13 protein-coding genes are annotated in these 14344 nt (G+C 71.8%); 11 read left to right on the top strand and 2 right to left on the bottom strand.

Annotated features, from left to right (window positions below):
- Positions 1-129: 129 nt before the first annotated feature.
- A complete protein-coding gene (locus ACIBZJ_RS16375) occupies positions 130-1944 on the bottom strand; it encodes a PAS domain-containing protein (RefSeq protein WP_395930134.1) in 1815 nt (604 codons plus the stop codon).
- A gap of 133 nt (positions 1945-2077) precedes the next feature.
- Between ACIBZJ_RS16375 and ACIBZJ_RS16370 the strand changes: the two genes are divergently transcribed.
- The 8 genes from ACIBZJ_RS16370 to ACIBZJ_RS16335 all read left to right on the top strand — a co-directional run bounded on the left by ACIBZJ_RS16370 (position 2078) and on the right by ACIBZJ_RS16335 (position 9815).
- Positions 2078-3652 carry an ATP-binding protein gene (locus ACIBZJ_RS16370; RefSeq protein ID WP_395930132.1) on the top strand — a complete coding sequence of 525 codons (1575 nt, stop codon included), beginning with the start codon at positions 2078-2080 and terminating at the stop codon, positions 3650-3652.
- The gene (locus ACIBZJ_RS16365; protein ID WP_035848720.1) at positions 3649-4332 is read left to right on the top strand and encodes a response regulator transcription factor; all 684 of its coding nucleotides are present in this window, start codon (positions 3649-3651) and stop codon (positions 4330-4332) included. The genes ACIBZJ_RS16370 and ACIBZJ_RS16365 overlap by 4 nt, the downstream gene beginning before the upstream one ends.
- 94 nt (positions 4333-4426) lie before the next feature.
- Positions 4427-4714, top strand: a complete 288-nt coding sequence (locus ACIBZJ_RS16360) for a hypothetical protein (protein WP_395930130.1) — start codon at positions 4427-4429, stop codon at positions 4712-4714.
- A gap of 37 nt (positions 4715-4751) precedes the next feature.
- Positions 4752-6347, top strand: coding sequence for a DUF885 domain-containing protein (locus ACIBZJ_RS16355; RefSeq protein ID WP_395930128.1), 1596 nt, complete (start codon positions 4752-4754; stop codon positions 6345-6347).
- 84 nt (positions 6348-6431) lie between these two features.
- Complete coding sequence (gene eno / locus ACIBZJ_RS16350) at positions 6432-7709, top strand: phosphopyruvate hydratase (RefSeq protein WP_395930126.1); 1278 nt, start codon at positions 6432-6434, stop codon at positions 7707-7709.
- A complete protein-coding gene (locus ACIBZJ_RS16345) occupies positions 7709-8413 on the top strand; it encodes a septum formation initiator family protein (protein WP_395930124.1) in 705 nt (234 codons plus the stop codon). The genes eno and ACIBZJ_RS16345 overlap by 1 nt, the downstream gene beginning before the upstream one ends.
- Positions 8410-8910, top strand: a complete 501-nt coding sequence (locus ACIBZJ_RS16340; protein WP_395930122.1) for a DUF501 domain-containing protein — start codon at positions 8410-8412, stop codon at positions 8908-8910. The genes ACIBZJ_RS16345 and ACIBZJ_RS16340 overlap by 4 nt, the downstream gene beginning before the upstream one ends.
- Complete coding sequence (locus tag ACIBZJ_RS16335) at positions 8907-9815, top strand: exopolyphosphatase (protein ID WP_395930258.1); 909 nt, start codon at positions 8907-8909, stop codon at positions 9813-9815. Before ACIBZJ_RS16340 ends, ACIBZJ_RS16335 begins: the two co-directional genes overlap by 4 nt.
- Positions 9816-9843: 28 nt before the next feature.
- Here the strand turns inward: ACIBZJ_RS16335 and ACIBZJ_RS16330 are convergent, their stop codons facing one another.
- Entirely contained in the window at positions 9844-10266 is a 423-nt protein-coding gene (locus ACIBZJ_RS16330) for a hypothetical protein (RefSeq protein WP_395930120.1), read from the bottom strand.
- Positions 10267-10436: 170 nt separating this feature from the next.
- Between ACIBZJ_RS16330 and ACIBZJ_RS16325 the strand changes: the two genes are divergently transcribed.
- The 3 genes from ACIBZJ_RS16325 to ACIBZJ_RS16315 all read left to right on the top strand — a co-directional run bounded on the left by ACIBZJ_RS16325 (position 10437) and on the right by ACIBZJ_RS16315 (position 14210).
- Positions 10437-11114, top strand: coding sequence for a dienelactone hydrolase family protein (locus ACIBZJ_RS16325; RefSeq protein ID WP_395930118.1), 678 nt, complete (start codon positions 10437-10439; stop codon positions 11112-11114).
- A 640-nt stretch (positions 11115-11754) separates the two neighbouring features.
- Positions 11755-12522: a uracil-DNA glycosylase gene (locus ACIBZJ_RS16320; RefSeq protein WP_395930116.1), complete on the top strand. Its 768-nt coding sequence runs from the start codon at positions 11755-11757 to the stop codon at positions 12520-12522.
- A gap of 239 nt (positions 12523-12761) precedes the next feature.
- Positions 12762-14210 (top strand): NAD(P)/FAD-dependent oxidoreductase, encoded by a 1449-nt coding sequence (locus ACIBZJ_RS16315; RefSeq protein WP_395930114.1) that lies wholly within the window; start codon positions 12762-12764, stop codon positions 14208-14210.
- Positions 14211-14344 lie beyond the last annotated feature (134 nt).

Below are 14344 nucleotides of genomic sequence, written 5' to 3'. Positions count from 1 at the left end.
GGTCGGGGCGGAGGCTGACCGGAAAGGAAGCAGGTTACGCATGCCCTCCATGTCGGGAGGACCGAGTGCGCGGGACGGTGCGGAAAAGTTTCGGCTCGGGAGCCTGGCCGGGCCCACCCCCAGCCGCAACTAAAGCGCGTCGCCGTCGGCCAGGTGCGGCCGTACCGGCAGGGTGATCGCGAACGCGTCGGTCTGCCCGGTGTGGGGTGTGGCCAGCTGACCGCCGTGCCGGGACACGATCGCCCGGGAGATCAGGAACGACAGCGCGTTGCCCGCGCCCCGGTCCCCGGTCGTGAACAGGTGGTCGCCCTGCGACAGCGCGGACGGCGACCCCACCCGGATCGTCCAGTGGGCCGCCGCGAACGTGACCCGGACGTCGATCCGGCTCCCGGCGTGGGCGGTCGCGACGATCGACAGCAGCGCGTCCACGGCCTGCCGCAGCCGGGGCGGATCGACCCGCAGCATCGGCCCGGTGACGTTGCCCGACAGCTCCACCGTGACCCCGGCCCGCACGGCGGCGTCCCCGAAGGCGTCCACGGCCTCGCCGACGACGTCCGGCAGGTGCACCGCACGCAGCGTGAGCGGGAGCGTGCCGCCCTCCAGCCCGGCCAACGTGAGCAGGTCGTCGACGATCTTGAGCGTCCGGTCGGCATTGCGGGCGATCGCGTCCAGTGCGATCTGACGCTGGTCGGCGGGGGAGTCCGGCTCCTCGCAGAGCATCTGGCTGAACGTCGCGATCGAGGTCAGCGGCGTCCGCAGCTCGTGGGAGGCGGCGGCGACGAACTCGGTCTTGAGGTTCGCGACCTCGGCCAGTGCGCGGTTGCGCTCTTCCAGTCCGCGCCGGACCGTCGCCTGATCGGTGACGTCGCGCAGCACCCACAGGTGGCCGGCGACGGCGCCGTGGAAGTAGATCGGTGCGTAGTCGCGCACCACGATCCGGCCGTTGGTGAGCGCGAACTCGGCTCCGGTGGCGGGTTTTCCCTGGGCCAGCAGCCGCAGGCTCTCGGCGCGGGCGGCGGCGGGCTCCGCGAAGAGCTCGTCCGGGGGCAGCAGTTCGGACGTCTGGTGACCGACGAGGCGGTCGGGCGTGACGTCCGAGCCGAGCAGGCGCGGGAGGGCCTCGTTCACCAGCACGGCCCGCCGGTCGGTGTCCTCGACCAGGATCCCGACCCGGAGCGCGGAGATCAGGGTCTCGATGCGGGCACTGTGCAGCTGTTCGCGTCGCTCGGCGTCCACCGCGCGGGTGACGTCGATCGCGTAGATCACGATGCCCTCGACGGCGGGCTCGTCGGCCAGGTTCCGCACGGTCAGCGCGTAGACGCGCCATTCGTCGTCGCCGGCGTCCGGCGGGTGCAGGCGGATCTCGACCGCCTCGGGTTCGGCGGCCGCGTCGGCCGGCCCGCTCATCGCCGTGCCGAACAGCGCCCGGACCCGGTCGAGGTCCTCCGGGTGCACGAGCGAGGCGACGACCTCCGGCATCGGCCGTCCCGGCCCCAGCAGCCGGATCGCGGCCGGCGACGACCAGCGCCACTGCCCGTCCGGGTCGAACACCAGTTGGACGACGGGCGAGCGCGCGATGAGGGCGCGGAAGAACCACTCCGACTGGCGCTGCTCCTCGAGAGAAGGCCGGGCCGGGCTCACCACCGCCGTGTAGCCGCCGCCCGGCATCGCGATCACGGCGAGATCGGCCGGGAACTCGCTGCCGTCGGCGCAGCGCACCGGCAGCGCGCGCTGGGCCTCTCCCGATTCGGCGCACGCCGCCAAGAGCGGCTCGAGCCCGTCCTTCAGCCGGGCCGGGACGATCAGTTCGCTCAAGAGCGTCCCCACGGCGGTCGAGGGCGGGAACCCGAGCAGCTCGGAAGCCCCGGGCGGGAACGCCAGGATCCGGCCGGCGGGGTCCAGCGGCACGACCGCGAGGCGGACTACCGGCGAAGCCGGTTCCATGCTCCCTCCAGCCCACCGTTACGTGTGTCAATGTGCGCAGATAGTCTCTACTATGAGAAAGATACGCAAAACTAGTGAAAAGTGAGTTTCGTGTCGCGTGCGGCGGATGACGACCCGCCTGCGGAGGAGGGGCGTGGCCGAGGTCACGAACGGTGGGGTGACGGTGGGGAGAGTGGCCCGCGCGGCCGCTGACACCCCACGCCCAGGTGTGCGCGCCGACCGGCCGGAACTCTTCCGCGCGGTGGTCGAGGCCGCGCGCGCCGCGGTGGCGATCGTCTACCCGGACGGCTCGTGGACGGCGCTGGGCGACACGTTCAGCCGCGGCCTCGGCCACCAGGCCGACCTGCCGGAGCGTGTGCGTCTGCTCTCCCTCATCCATCCGGACGACCGGCGAGCGGTGTTGAACGCGTTCGTCGCCGCCCGCAGCGGGCGCGAGCCGGCGCAGTCGATACCGGTGCGGGTCCGGACCGCGGGCGGCGGCTGGATCGAGCTCTCGACGACCGTCCGCAGCCGGGTGCACGACCCGGACGTGGGCGGGATCGTCTACTACGGCGTCGAGGTCGGCCGGGGCCGGGACGCCGAGCGCGCGCTGCACGAGACCCACGCCGGGCTGGCCCGGCTGATCGAGACGCTCACCGTCGGCATCCTGCTGGTCGACGGCGACGGGCGGGTCGCGGTGACGAACCGGGCCCTGCTCGAACTGTTCGACGTGCCAGGGCCGCCCGCGCGGTACGCGGGCAGCGACGCACGCGCACTGCTGCGCCGGATGGCCGGAGCGATGCGCGCGCCCGACCGGGTCGCCGACCGCCTCGACCGGCTGCTGGTCGAGCCGTGGACCGCGCTGGACACCGACCTGATGCTGGTCGGCGGCCGGGTGGTGGAGATCGACGTGGTGCCGGTCGGCGGCGGCGGAGCGCTGCTGCACGCCTGGGACGTGACGACCAGGGCGAACACCCAGCGCAGCCTGGAAGAGCGCAACGAGGCCCTGTCGGCGCTGGTCGCGGCGAAGAACGAGTTCGTCGCGAGCGTGTCGCACGAACTGCGCAGCCCGCTGACGTCGGTCGTCACGTTCAGCAACCTGCTGGCCCAGCCCGACTGGGGCGAACTCGACGACGAGCAGCACCAGTTCATCGAAGTGATCCAGCGGAACGCCGATCGCCTGCTGCGGCTGATCGAGGACCTGCTCCTGCTTTCCCGGCTGGAGGCGCGGACGCTGCAGTTCGTCCCCAGCCGGCTCATCCTCCCCGACCTGGTGCGCGCGGCCGTCGCCGAACGCACGCCGATCGCTCAAGCCGCGGACGTGACGCTGAAGGCCGAGGCCTCCGGCGACGACGTGATGTCCGGCGACGAACTACGGATCAACCAAGTGCTCGGAAACCTGATCGGGAACGCGCTGAAGTTCACGCCGCCCGGCGGGAGTGTGACCGTGCGCTGCCATCCGGCGGCCGACGGCTGGCGGCTCTCGGTGACCGACACCGGCATCGGGATCCCGGCTGAGGACCTGGACCGGATCTTCGAGGCGTTCCATCGGGCCTCGAACGTCGAGAAGCACAGCCATCCCGGTACCGGCCTCGGCCTGGTGATCAGCAAGGCGATCGTCGAGCGCCACGGGGGACTGATGGAGATCACGAGCGAGCTCGGCAGAGGGACAACGGTGACCGTCTGGTTGCCGCAGCGCCGGGTCGGTGACCGGGAGGGGGACCGGTGAGCAAATTGCTGGTTGTCGAGGACAATCCAGATATCGCGCTCGGGCTGAAGCTGCTGTTCGAGCGGGCCGGGCACAACGTGGAACACGCCCAGGACGGCCGGGAAGGGCTGCGCCTGGTGCACAAGGTGCGTCCGGACCTCGTGGTGCTCGACATCGGGCTGCCGATCATGGACGGCTGGCAGGTGCTGGAGCGGGTGCGGGACATCTCCGACGTCCCGGTGCTGCTGCTGACCGCCCACGGCCAGGAGCGCGACAAGGTGCGGGGCCTGCACGGCGGTGCCGACGACTACCTCACCAAGCCGTTCACCAACGGTGAGCTGCTGGCGCGGGTGACCGCGCTGCTGCGGCGGTCGTCGGCGCCGGACTGGTCGGAGGAGATCTACGACGACGGTCGGCTGCAACTGGACCCGGTGCGGCGGTCGGTGACCGTGGACGGCGAGTCCGTGCACCTGACGCCGATCGAGTTCCGGCTGCTCAACACGTTGGCGCGGCACAAGGGGGCGGTGCTGTCGCCGTCGCAGTTGCTGTCGCAGGTGTGGGACGACCCGACCGGGATCGGGGCCGAGCGGGTGAAGTTCGCGGTGCTGCGGCTGCGGCGCCGGCTCGGGTGGAGCGACCCGAGCGACAGCCCGATCGAGTCGGTGAGAGGGGTGGGGTACCGCTATCGCCCGCCGGCCTGACACTAGTGCGTTCGTGTGTACGAGTAGTCCGGCACGGAAGTGCGGCATCACCGTCGACGAATGGCTCGCCGCGAACGAGGCCGCAGGTCCGGGCGTGCGGATCGAAATCGTCGGCGGGGAGTTCGTGGTGCATCACGTGGGCGGAAACCCGCACAACCATGTCGCCCGGCGGCTGGCGGAGGAGTTCGAACGTCAGTGGCCGGGTGCGCCCGTATTCGTGGAAGCTTTCTTAACCGACACCTCGGACGTGCAGCTCGACTGGCACGTGGCCCGGGGCGGGCGCCGGGACCTGGTCGCTGCGGCACGGGCCGACACCGAGTTGCGGATCGACGGGGAGCGGCCGTTTGTGGTGGTGCCCAACTCGTTGTTGCGGCCACTCTGAACCCGGGGCGTCGTGCGCGCGCATAGAGTTGCTCGCCATGACGCGTGAGTTCCGGAGCACGGCCGAGGCTGTCGTCGACGATCTGCTGGCGGCCGATCCCGTCGCAGCGCACTACGCCGGCGATCACCGCACGGATCACGAACTCCCCGACTACTCGGCGAGCGGCGTCGCCGACCGCGTGCGGCGCCTCCGGGAGGACGCCGACGCGCTGGCCGAACTCGACGTCGACGACCTCGGTCCCGAAGACGCCGTCGACGCCCAGTTGCTCGCGTCCGCGGTCGACCAGCAGCTGTTCGCACTGACCGAACTCCGCGAGCACGAGTGGAACCCGCTCGTGCACAACCCCGGCGCGCTGCTCGACGGGCTGCTCACCCGCGACTTCGCCCCACCGCCCGAGCGGCTGGCCGCGCTGGCCGACCGCCTGCGTGCGATCCCCGACGTCCTGGCCACCGCCGAGGAGGTCCTGCGCGACTGCCCGCGTATCCACGTGGAGACCGCGCTCGGGCAGATCGACGGCACCGCCGCGCTGGTGTCCACCGAAATCCCCCGGTTCGCCGAAGGGGTCACCGGCGCCGACGTCACCGCTCCGGTCGCCGCGGCGCTGGCCGCACTCGACCGGCATCGCGCCTGGCTCACCCAGCAGCTGGAGACCTCCTCCGGGGAGGCCCGGCTCGGCCGGCGCCGCTGGGAGGCCAAGCTCTGGCACGAGCTCGACTCCGAGCTCACCGCGAGCGCGCTGCTCTCCGCGGCCGAACAGCACCTCGACGCGATCAGCGAGCAGATCCGCGAAACCGCGAAGGAGCTCACCGGCTCCGACGACGTCCGCGCCGCCCTCGACGCGCTGGCCGCGGATCGTCCGACCGACGCCATTGTCATGAGCCTGGCGACGGCCGACCTGGACACCGCGGTCGCGTTCGTCCGCGAGCACGACCTGCTGACGCTGCCGGACGACGAGTGCCGCATCATCGAGATGCCGGAGTTCGCGCGCGGGGTGGCGGCCGCGTACTGCGACGCCCCGGGCCCGCTGGAGACCGCGAACGTCCCGACGTTCTACGCGATCGCGCCGACACCGGCCGACTGGTCGGACGAGCGGCGCGAGTCGTTCTATCGCGAATACAACGACTACATGCTCAAAGACCTGACCGTGCACGAAGCGGTGCCCGGCCATTTCGTCCAGATCGCGCACGCTCGGCGGTTCCGGGCGTCGACCCGGGCTCGCGCGCTGTGCATGTCGGGGTCGTTCGTCGAAGGCTGGGCGGTGTACGCCGAGGAGCTGATGGCCGAGGCCGGTTTCGGCGGCCCCAAGGTACGGATGCAGCAGCTCAAGATGCAGCTGCGGATGACGATCAACACGCTGCTCGACCAGCTCGTCCACGCCGAAGGACTCGAAGAGGCCGACGCGATGGCGCTGATGACCGGCAAGGGTTACCAGGAGGAGCGGGAGGCGGCCGGGAAGTGGCGCCGGGCGCTGCTCACGTCGGCCCAGCTCTCCACGTACTTCGTCGGATACACCGAGGTGAGCGCGATCGCCGCCGCCCGCCCGGCGGACGTTCCCGTCCGCGAGTGGCACGACGGCATGCTCGCCCACGGTTCGCCGTCCCCCCGCCACCTGCGCGCGCTACTCGGCGTCTGACCCCCGGCGGGCCGGTGCGTACGCGCAGCGGGGCGCGACTACGCTTTTGACGAAAACGACGCCCCGACCTGAGGAGCGATATACGTGGCCACGATCGAGGCCGTCGCCGCCCGAGAGATTCTCGACTCGCGTGGTAACCCCACCGTCGAGGTAGAGGTCATCCTCGACGACGACACGGTCGCCCGCGCGGCCGTCCCGAGCGGCGCCTCCACCGGCGCCTACGAAGCCGTCGAGCTCCGCGACGGCGGCACCCGCTACCTCGGTAAGGGTGTCGAGAAGGCGGTCCAGGCCGTCGAAGACGAGATCGGCCCCGAGCTGCTCGGCTACGACGCCACCGAGCAGCGCCTGGTCGACCAGGCGATGATCGACCTGGACGGCACCGACAACAAGGGCCGCCTGGGCGCCAACGCGATCCTCGGCGTCTCGCTGGCGGTCGCGAAGGCCGCCGCCGACTCGGCGTCGCTGCCGCTGTTCCGCTACCTCGGCGGCCCGAACGCGCACACGCTGCCGGTCCCGATGCTGAACATCCTGAACGGTGGCGCCCACGCCGACTCGAACGTCGACATCCAGGAGTTCATGATCGCGCCGATCGGCGCCGGCTCCTTCAAGGAGGCGCTGCGCTGGGGTGCCGAGACGTACCACGCGCTGAAGAGCGTCCTGAAGGCGCAGGGTCTCTCGACCGGCCTCGGTGACGAGGGCGGGTTCGCGCCGAGCCTCTCCAGCAACCGCGCCGCGCTCGACCTGATCGCCACCGCGATCGACAAGGCCGGCTACCGGCTCGGCTCCGACATCGTGCTCGCGCTCGACGTCGCGGCGACCGAGCTGTTCAGCGACGGCGTCTACACGTTCGAGGGCCAGAAGAAGTCGTCGGCCGAGATGGCCGACTACTACACCGAGCTGGTCGACGCCTACCCGATCGTCTCGATCGAGGACGGCCTGTCCGAGGACGACTGGGACGGCTGGAAGAACCTCACGACGACGCTGGGGCAGCGCGTCCAGCTGGTCGGCGACGACCTGTTCGTCACCAACCCGGAGCGGCTGGCCCGCGGTGTCGCCGAGAAGGCCGCGAACTCGCTGCTGGTGAAGGTCAACCAGATCGGCACGCTCACCGAGACGTTCGACGCGGTCTCGATGGCGCACCGCGCGAGCTTCACCTGCATGATGAGCCACCGTTCGGGCGAGACCGAAGACACCACGATCGCCGACCTGGCCGTCGCGACCGACTGCGGCCAGATCAAGACCGGCGCCCCGGCCCGCTCGGAGCGCATCGCCAAGTACAACCAGCTGCTCCGCATCGAAGAGGAGCTGGACGACGCGGCGGTCTACGCCGGCGCGCGGGCCTTCCCGCGCTACTCGGTCTGATGGCTGGTCCGCGCCGCACTCCGAGCGGCCAGCGACCGTCCCGGGCCGGGGGAAACCGCCGCCCGTCGACGTCGTCGGCCGCCCGGGGTGCGGCGCGGGCCGCGTCTGGCCGCACCACCAGCCCTCACGGTGGCCGGGTCACCGGGCGGGTGCCGGGCAAGCAGCGCGACTACCCGGTCTCGTCGCTGCCCGCTCAGCGGCGCGGCGCGGGCCGGAGTCCCGGCGCCGGTAGCCGCGAAGGCCGCCGCCCCGGCGTCCGCCGCACGTCGGCCTCCGCCACCGCGATGCTCGACGGACGGCGGTTCGTCCGCCGCGGCGAGGGCCGCTTCACCGGACGCGCGGCCGTGCTCGCGATCCTGTTCGCGGTGCTGGTGCTCACGCTGGCCTACCCGGTGCAGCAGTACCTCGCGCAGCGCTCCCAGATCGCCGAGGCCGAGCGCGCGCAGGCCCGTCAGTCCGAGCGGATCGGTGCGCTGCGGTCCGAGCTCGATGCCTGGAACGACCCCGAGTACGTACGCGGCCAGGCGAGTTCGCGCTTGCAACTCGTCCAGCCGGGAGAGAAGCGGTACATCGTGCAGGACCCGACGCGGGCCGGTGAGACCCGGACGCCGGATTCCACCCCCTCCAGCGGCTCGCCGGTCAACGACCCGCGCTCCTGGTACGGGCGGATGTGGGACAGCGTCGAGGCGGCCGATCAGCCGTGACCCTGGCCGCTGCCGACGAGCAGACCGTCGCCGTCCAGCTCGGCCGGGTGCCGCGCGGTGCCGTCGGCGTCGCGCACCGCTGCCCGTGCGGCGCGCCCGACGTCGTCGAGACCGCGCCCCGGCTCCCCGACGGGACCCCGTTCCCGACGACGTTCTACCTGACCTGCCCACGCCTGGCCGCCCGTCTGTCCACCGAGGAGTCCGGCGGGCTGATGCGGGACATGTCGTCGCGCCTCGAGGAAGACCAGGAGCTCGCCGAGCGGTACCGGGCCGCGCACCAGGACTACCTGGAGCGTCGCCGCGAGCTCGGTGAGGTGCCGGAGATCGACGGCGTCAGCGCCGGTGGCATGCCGACCCGGGTGAAGTGCCTGCACGCGCTGGCCGGGCACGCGCTGGCCGCGGGTCCCGGCGTCAATCCCCTGGGTGACGAGGCGATCGAGGCGGTCGGCGCCTGGTGGGAACGCAACCCGTGCGGGGCGGATCCGTGCGACCACTGAGGGTCGCCGCGATCGACTGCGGCACGAACTCCATCCGTCTGCTGGTGGCTGACCTCACGGCCAACGCCTTGGTGGACGTCGTGCGCGAGATGACGATCGTCCGCCTCGGGCAGGGCGTCGACCAGACCGGCCGTCTCGCGCCGGAGGCGATCGAACGGACGCGGGTCGCGCTGGCGGAGTACGCGGGCCGGATCCGTGACCTCGGTGCCGAACGGGTGCGCATGGTCGCCACCAGCGCCAGCCGCGACGCGTCCAATGCGGACGACTTCCGCGCGATGGTGCTCGAGACGCTCGGCGCCGCGCCCGAAGTGATCTCCGGCGACGAGGAGGCCAGGCTCTCGTTCGACGGCGCCGTCCGGGGGCTGGCCAGCGGTGAACCGCCGTACCTGGTGGTCGACATCGGCGGCGGATCGACCGAGTTCGTCCTCGGCTCGCGCGAGGTGGACGCGGCCCGCTCCGTAAACATCGGTTGCGTCCGGCTCACCGAACGTCACCTGCACAGCGACCCGCCGACCGCGGACGAGATCGCCGCTACCGAGAAGGACATCGTCGCGGCGGTGTCGCTGGCCCGCGAGACCGTCCCGGTGGAGCGGGCCCGGACGCTGGTCGGCCTGGCGGGTTCGGTCACCACCGTGACCGCGTTGGCCCTGGGCTTGACCGAGTACGACCCGGAGGCGATCCACCACGCCCGGATCACCCGCGACCAGGTCGCGGAGGTGACCGCCCGGCTACTCGCCCAGACCCGGGAGGAGCGGGCCGCCTACCCGGTGATGCATCCCGGGCGGGTGGACGTGATCGGAGCGGGCGCGCTGGTGCTGAAGACCCTGATGGACGAGGTCGGCGCCGGCTCGGTCGTCGCGAGCGAGCACGACATCCTCGACGGGATCGCCTGGTCGATGCTCTAGTCCGCGGGCCGGCACCGTGCGCGCTCTACTAGCCGGTGCGGCGCACGTCCGCCCGGAACTGTTCCTTGGGTTCGCCCTCGTCGCGGGTCCACCACCAGGAGTAGGTCAGCGCCCCCGGCTGCGGTGCGGTGATCACGATGCGGGCGGTGAGGCCCCCGTCGTAGGCGGTGAAGATGCCCGGCTTGCTCTCGTTGAACGTCACCACGCCGGGCAGCTCCGTGCAGCAGACGTGCAGCGCCTGCCGGCCGTCCTGGCTCGTCGTCAGGATCGAGTGCTCGACGTGGTGCAGGCCGCGGCGGTCCGAAGTGGCCTCGTAGTCGATGATCACCCCGCGGGCCGAGACCACCGGCGTCACCACCAGCCGGGCCAGGAACGGCCCGGACTCGGCGCCGTCGCCCCGACCCCGGTACAGACCCGGGGCGGCGAGCAGGCCGGCCAACAGAGTGCTCATGCGCGCACGTTATCCGGTCGCGCCGACCCGGGCGGAATGGGGAGTCGGAAGCCTGACTTTCCCCTCCGCATCGATTCAGGTGGGTTGATGTCGAATGTGACCTAGCGCGCCACCGCCTCCACGCGGTCCACTCCCGTGATTGGGTGACTGCCTACCAAAGGGAGCCTGCCGTGGGTGCGAACGTGGTCTTTCCAGTAGATGGCGGTACTTCGGAGGGCTATCTGGCCGAGCCGTCCGAAAGCGGCGCGCCGGGCATTCTCGTCCTCCCCGCGTGGTGGGGCCTGGGTGGACAGATCCGGTCGGTGGCCGACCGGCTGGCCGAAGAGGGTTTCGTCGTGCTCGCGCCGGACGTGTACCGGGGCGAGATGGCCGTCGAGACCGACGAGGCCCAGAAGCTCGCCGCCGCGCTGCCGGCCGAGCGGGCGGCCGGTGACCTGACCGGCGCCGCGCGCTACCTCGCCGGCATCGTTGGCGCTCCGATCGGCGTGATGGGCTTCGGTCTCGGCGGTTCGCTGGCCCTCTGGGCGGCGAGCCTGACTGACGACGTGGCGTCGGCCGCGGCGTTCTATCCGCTCGTGCCGTGGCAGCCGAAGACGCCGGACTGGAGCGCGTTGGGCGGCAAGGCCGCGATCGTGCACGCGGCCGACGAGGACGCGGCGACCACCGGCCCGGAGCTCGCGCTCGCTCGGAAGGCGGTCGAGGAGGCCGGGGGTGAGTTCACGATCTACGAGTACCCAGGCACGAAGCGCGGCTTCTACAACGACGACCGGCCCGACTCGTACGACCACCACGCCGCTGTGACGGCCTGGGCACGGAGCTTGGAACTCTTCCGGCGGGTGGCGCACTGAGACCGACGGGTGAGAGGCGGGCGCGCCTCCTGGCGACGGCCCCCTGACCGACGCCGGCGCGCTCGCCTGTTCCCGGCTTCGAGCAGGCCCAGGTCAGCGCGCCGGGTGGCGGGGGCGGGGGGCGCGGCGCCCGTGCTCTGGGCGGGCAGGGCTTCGCGCTCCGGGCGGATTCGCTCCCTGCTGCGCGCCGCGCTCTCACGCCCCGGCGCCCCGGCGTCCTGCGTCCCGGGCTCGGCCCGCTGCTGGCCGCGCCTCGCGTCGCCCTACTCCCCACCCGGGCTCCGGTCGCCGTGCACCGCGGGCCGCGCCTCCCGCCGCGTTCCCGGCCGCGCTCCCACGCTCCGCGTGCCGCGTCTGCCCCCGTGCCGCGCCCTCCCGCGTCCCGCCTTCCCGGGCTCGGACCGCCGCGCTCGCCGCCCCAGCCGTGCTCCGCGCCCCGCTCCCGGCCTGCTCGTTCCGCGCCGCTTGGTCCGCGCGGCGTCCCTGTGCTCTCTGCGTCCCTGCGCTCTCTGCGCTCCGCGCCGCGCCCCCCGCGCTCCCCTCCCCGCGCCGTGCGCTTCGCATCCCCGCGTTCCGCGCCGCGGGCTTCGCGGGGGACGTGCCGCGGGGGCGGGGGGTTGGCGTCCGCGAGAATGGGGGGATGGGACGTCCCGCGTACCTCGGCGCTGACGCGCCCGTCGCTGCGACCGCGGCCGGCGTGCGGAAGCTCGCCGCCGCTGCCGCTGACCTGGCTGAGCTCGACGCGGGGGTGGCGCACTGCCGGGCGTGTCCTCGGCTGGTGGCGTGGCGGGAGCAGGTCGCGACCGAGAAGCGGGCCGCGTTCGCGGACCAGACCTACTGGGGCCGCCCGGCACCGGGCTTCGGCCCGGCGGACGCCCGCATCCTGGTCCTCGGCCTGGCCCCGGCCGCCCACGGCGCCAACCGCACCGGGCGCGTCTTCACCGGTGACCGGTCCGGCGACTGGCTCTTCGCGGCGCTCCACCGCGCCGGGCTGGCCAACCAGCCCACCTCCGTCGACGTCGACGACGGCCTGGAACTGACCGACGTCCGGATCGCTGCCGCGGTGCGGTGCGCCCCGCCCGCCAACAAGCCGACGCCGTCCGAGCGAGACACCTGCGCGCCCTGGCTGGTCCGCGAACTCGAGTTGCTCGCACCCACGCTCAAGGTGATCGTCGCGCTCGGCGCGTTCGCCTGGACGGCGTTCTGGCCGATCGTCGGGGCACTCGGCGGCACCGCCCCGCGACCGCGGCCCCGTTTCGGCCACGGAGCCCTCGCCGCGGTGCCCGGAACGGACATTTCTCTACTCGGGTGCTATCACGTGAGCCAGCAGAACACCTTCACGGGCGTCCTCACCGCACCTATGCTCGATGGAATATTCGCCCAGGCCAAAGCATTGACACAGGTGTGAGAAGCAAGACCGGTTTGGACGCGTGACACACGGTCAAGACTGTTAACTGGGGACCTCGACCGCATCGATTTGTCCCGTTGCGGGTAGCCGAAGATGTGTCGGCGGTCGCATCCGACGACCGCGCAACGAATCGTTCAAGAAAGCGTGGTTACGCTTTTCAGGGACCAGAGCGGGTCCTCCAGGAAATCCTGACGGCACCGCACCAGGTGCCGCCGCAAGCGCGGAAGGTAGAGAGAGGCATGAGCGCGGATCGACCGCACATCCTCGTCGTCGGTGGTGGGTACGTCGGTATGTACACGGCGTTGGAGCTGCAGCGTAAGGCGAAGCGGGCCCGCATCACCGTCGTCGACCCGCAGCCGCACATGACCTACCAGCCATTCCTGCCGGAGGCAGCCGCCGGCAACCTGGAGCCCCGTCACGTCGTCGCGCCGCTGCGCAAGACACTCCGGGGCGCCCACGTCATCACCGGTTACGTCGAGAGCGTGGACCACGCCCGGCGGACCGTGAACATCGTCCCGGTGATGGGCCAGCCGTACGAGTTGACCTACGACCACATCGTTCTCGCGCCCGGTTCGGTGTCGCGGACCCTGCCGATTCCCGGCCTGAAGGAAACCGCGGTCGGCTTCAAGACCGTCGGCGAGGCCATCTACCTGCGCAACCAGGTGCTGGGTGAGCTCGACGCCGCCGACAGCACAAACGATTCCGAGCTGCGCCAGGCCGCGACCACGTTCGTGTTCGTGGGCGGTGGCTACGCCGGCATCGAGGCGCTGGCCGAGCTCGAAGACATGGTCCGCGACGCGGTGAAGTACTACCGGACGCTCAACCAGTCCGACATCCGGTTCGTGCTGGTCGAGGCCAGCCAGCGGATCCTGCCCGAGGTCGGCCCGGAGATGGGTGCGTACACCGTGCAGCGACTGCTCGACCGCGGCATCGACATCCGGCTGAACACTCGGCTGGAGTCGTGCGTCGACGGGCACGTCGTGCTCTCCGACGGCGAGGAGTTCGACGCCCGCACCGTGGTGTGGACCGCCGGCGTGAAGGCGCACCCGATGCTCGCCAACACCGACCTCCCGCTCGACGACCGCGGTCGCGTGACCTGCCTGCCCACGCTGCAGGTCGTCGACCCCGAGGGCAACGTCGTCGAGGGCGCCTGGAGCGCCGGTGACTGCGCCTCGGTGCCCGACCTGACGTCGGAGACCCCGGACGCCACCTGCTCGCCGAGCGCGCAGCACGCCGTCCGCCAGGCCAAGCGGCTGGGCAAGAACATCGCGATCATGCTCAACGGCGGCCAGCCGGTGAACTACGAGCACAAGCACGTCGGGTCGGTGGCGAGCCTGGGTCTGTACAAGGGTGTGGCGCAGACCTACGGCATCAAGACCAAGGGCTTCATCGCCTGGCTGATGCACCGGTCGTACCACGTGAGCCGGGTCCCCACCTTCAACCGCAAGGTCCGGGTCATCTCCGACTGGACGCTCGCGCTGTTCCTCCGCCGCGAGGTCGTGGCGCTGGGCCAGCTGCACGACCCGCGCGCCAGCTTCGAGCTGTTCGCGACGCCGACGCCGCCCGCGGCGAAGACCGTCGTCGAGGCCGTGGCCACCGCCGGCGGACCCCCGGAGAAGCTCACCGAGAAGCCCGCCGAGAAGTCGGCCAAGAAGGCCCCGGCCGAGCCCGCCCGCACCGCGCGCTGAGCAGAATGGGTGCAGAACGTCGCCCGGCAGGTTGCCGGGCGACGTTACCTGTTCAGGTCGGGTGCAGGCTGACCGATCCCACTTCTGGCAAAGCCGCTACGTACGGGGGGTTCCTCCCCGTACGGTGAAGCAGC

This window comes from Cryptosporangium sp. NPDC051539, assembly GCF_044454545.1.
In the GTDB taxonomy this organism is placed as follows: domain Bacteria; phylum Actinomycetota; class Actinomycetes; order Mycobacteriales; family Cryptosporangiaceae; genus Cryptosporangium.
Note: the sequence above shows the minus strand (reverse complement) of the source record. Positions and strands in the feature narration are given on the sequence as shown.

Excerpts from the sequence above, each read along its gene's own strand:
- ACIBZJ_RS16375 (WP_395930134.1), bottom strand. The coding sequence starts at position 1,944 with ATGGAACCGGCTTCGCCGGTAGTCCGCCTCGCGGTCGTGCCGCTGGAC.
- ACIBZJ_RS16355 (WP_395930128.1), top strand. The coding sequence starts at position 4,752 with ATGACGCGTGAGTTCCGGAGCACGGCCGAGGCTGTCGTCGACGATCTG.
- ACIBZJ_RS16330 (WP_395930120.1), bottom strand. The coding sequence starts at position 10,266 with ATGAGCACTCTGTTGGCCGGCCTGCTCGCCGCCCCGGGTCTGTACCGG.
- ACIBZJ_RS16315 (WP_395930114.1), top strand. The coding sequence starts at position 12,762 with ATGAGCGCGGATCGACCGCACATCCTCGTCGTCGGTGGTGGGTACGTC.
- ACIBZJ_RS16345 (WP_395930124.1), top strand. The coding sequence starts at position 7,709 with ATGGCTGGTCCGCGCCGCACTCCGAGCGGCCAGCGACCGTCCCGGGCC.
- ACIBZJ_RS16320 (WP_395930116.1), top strand. The coding sequence starts at position 11,755 with ATGGGACGTCCCGCGTACCTCGGCGCTGACGCGCCCGTCGCTGCGACC.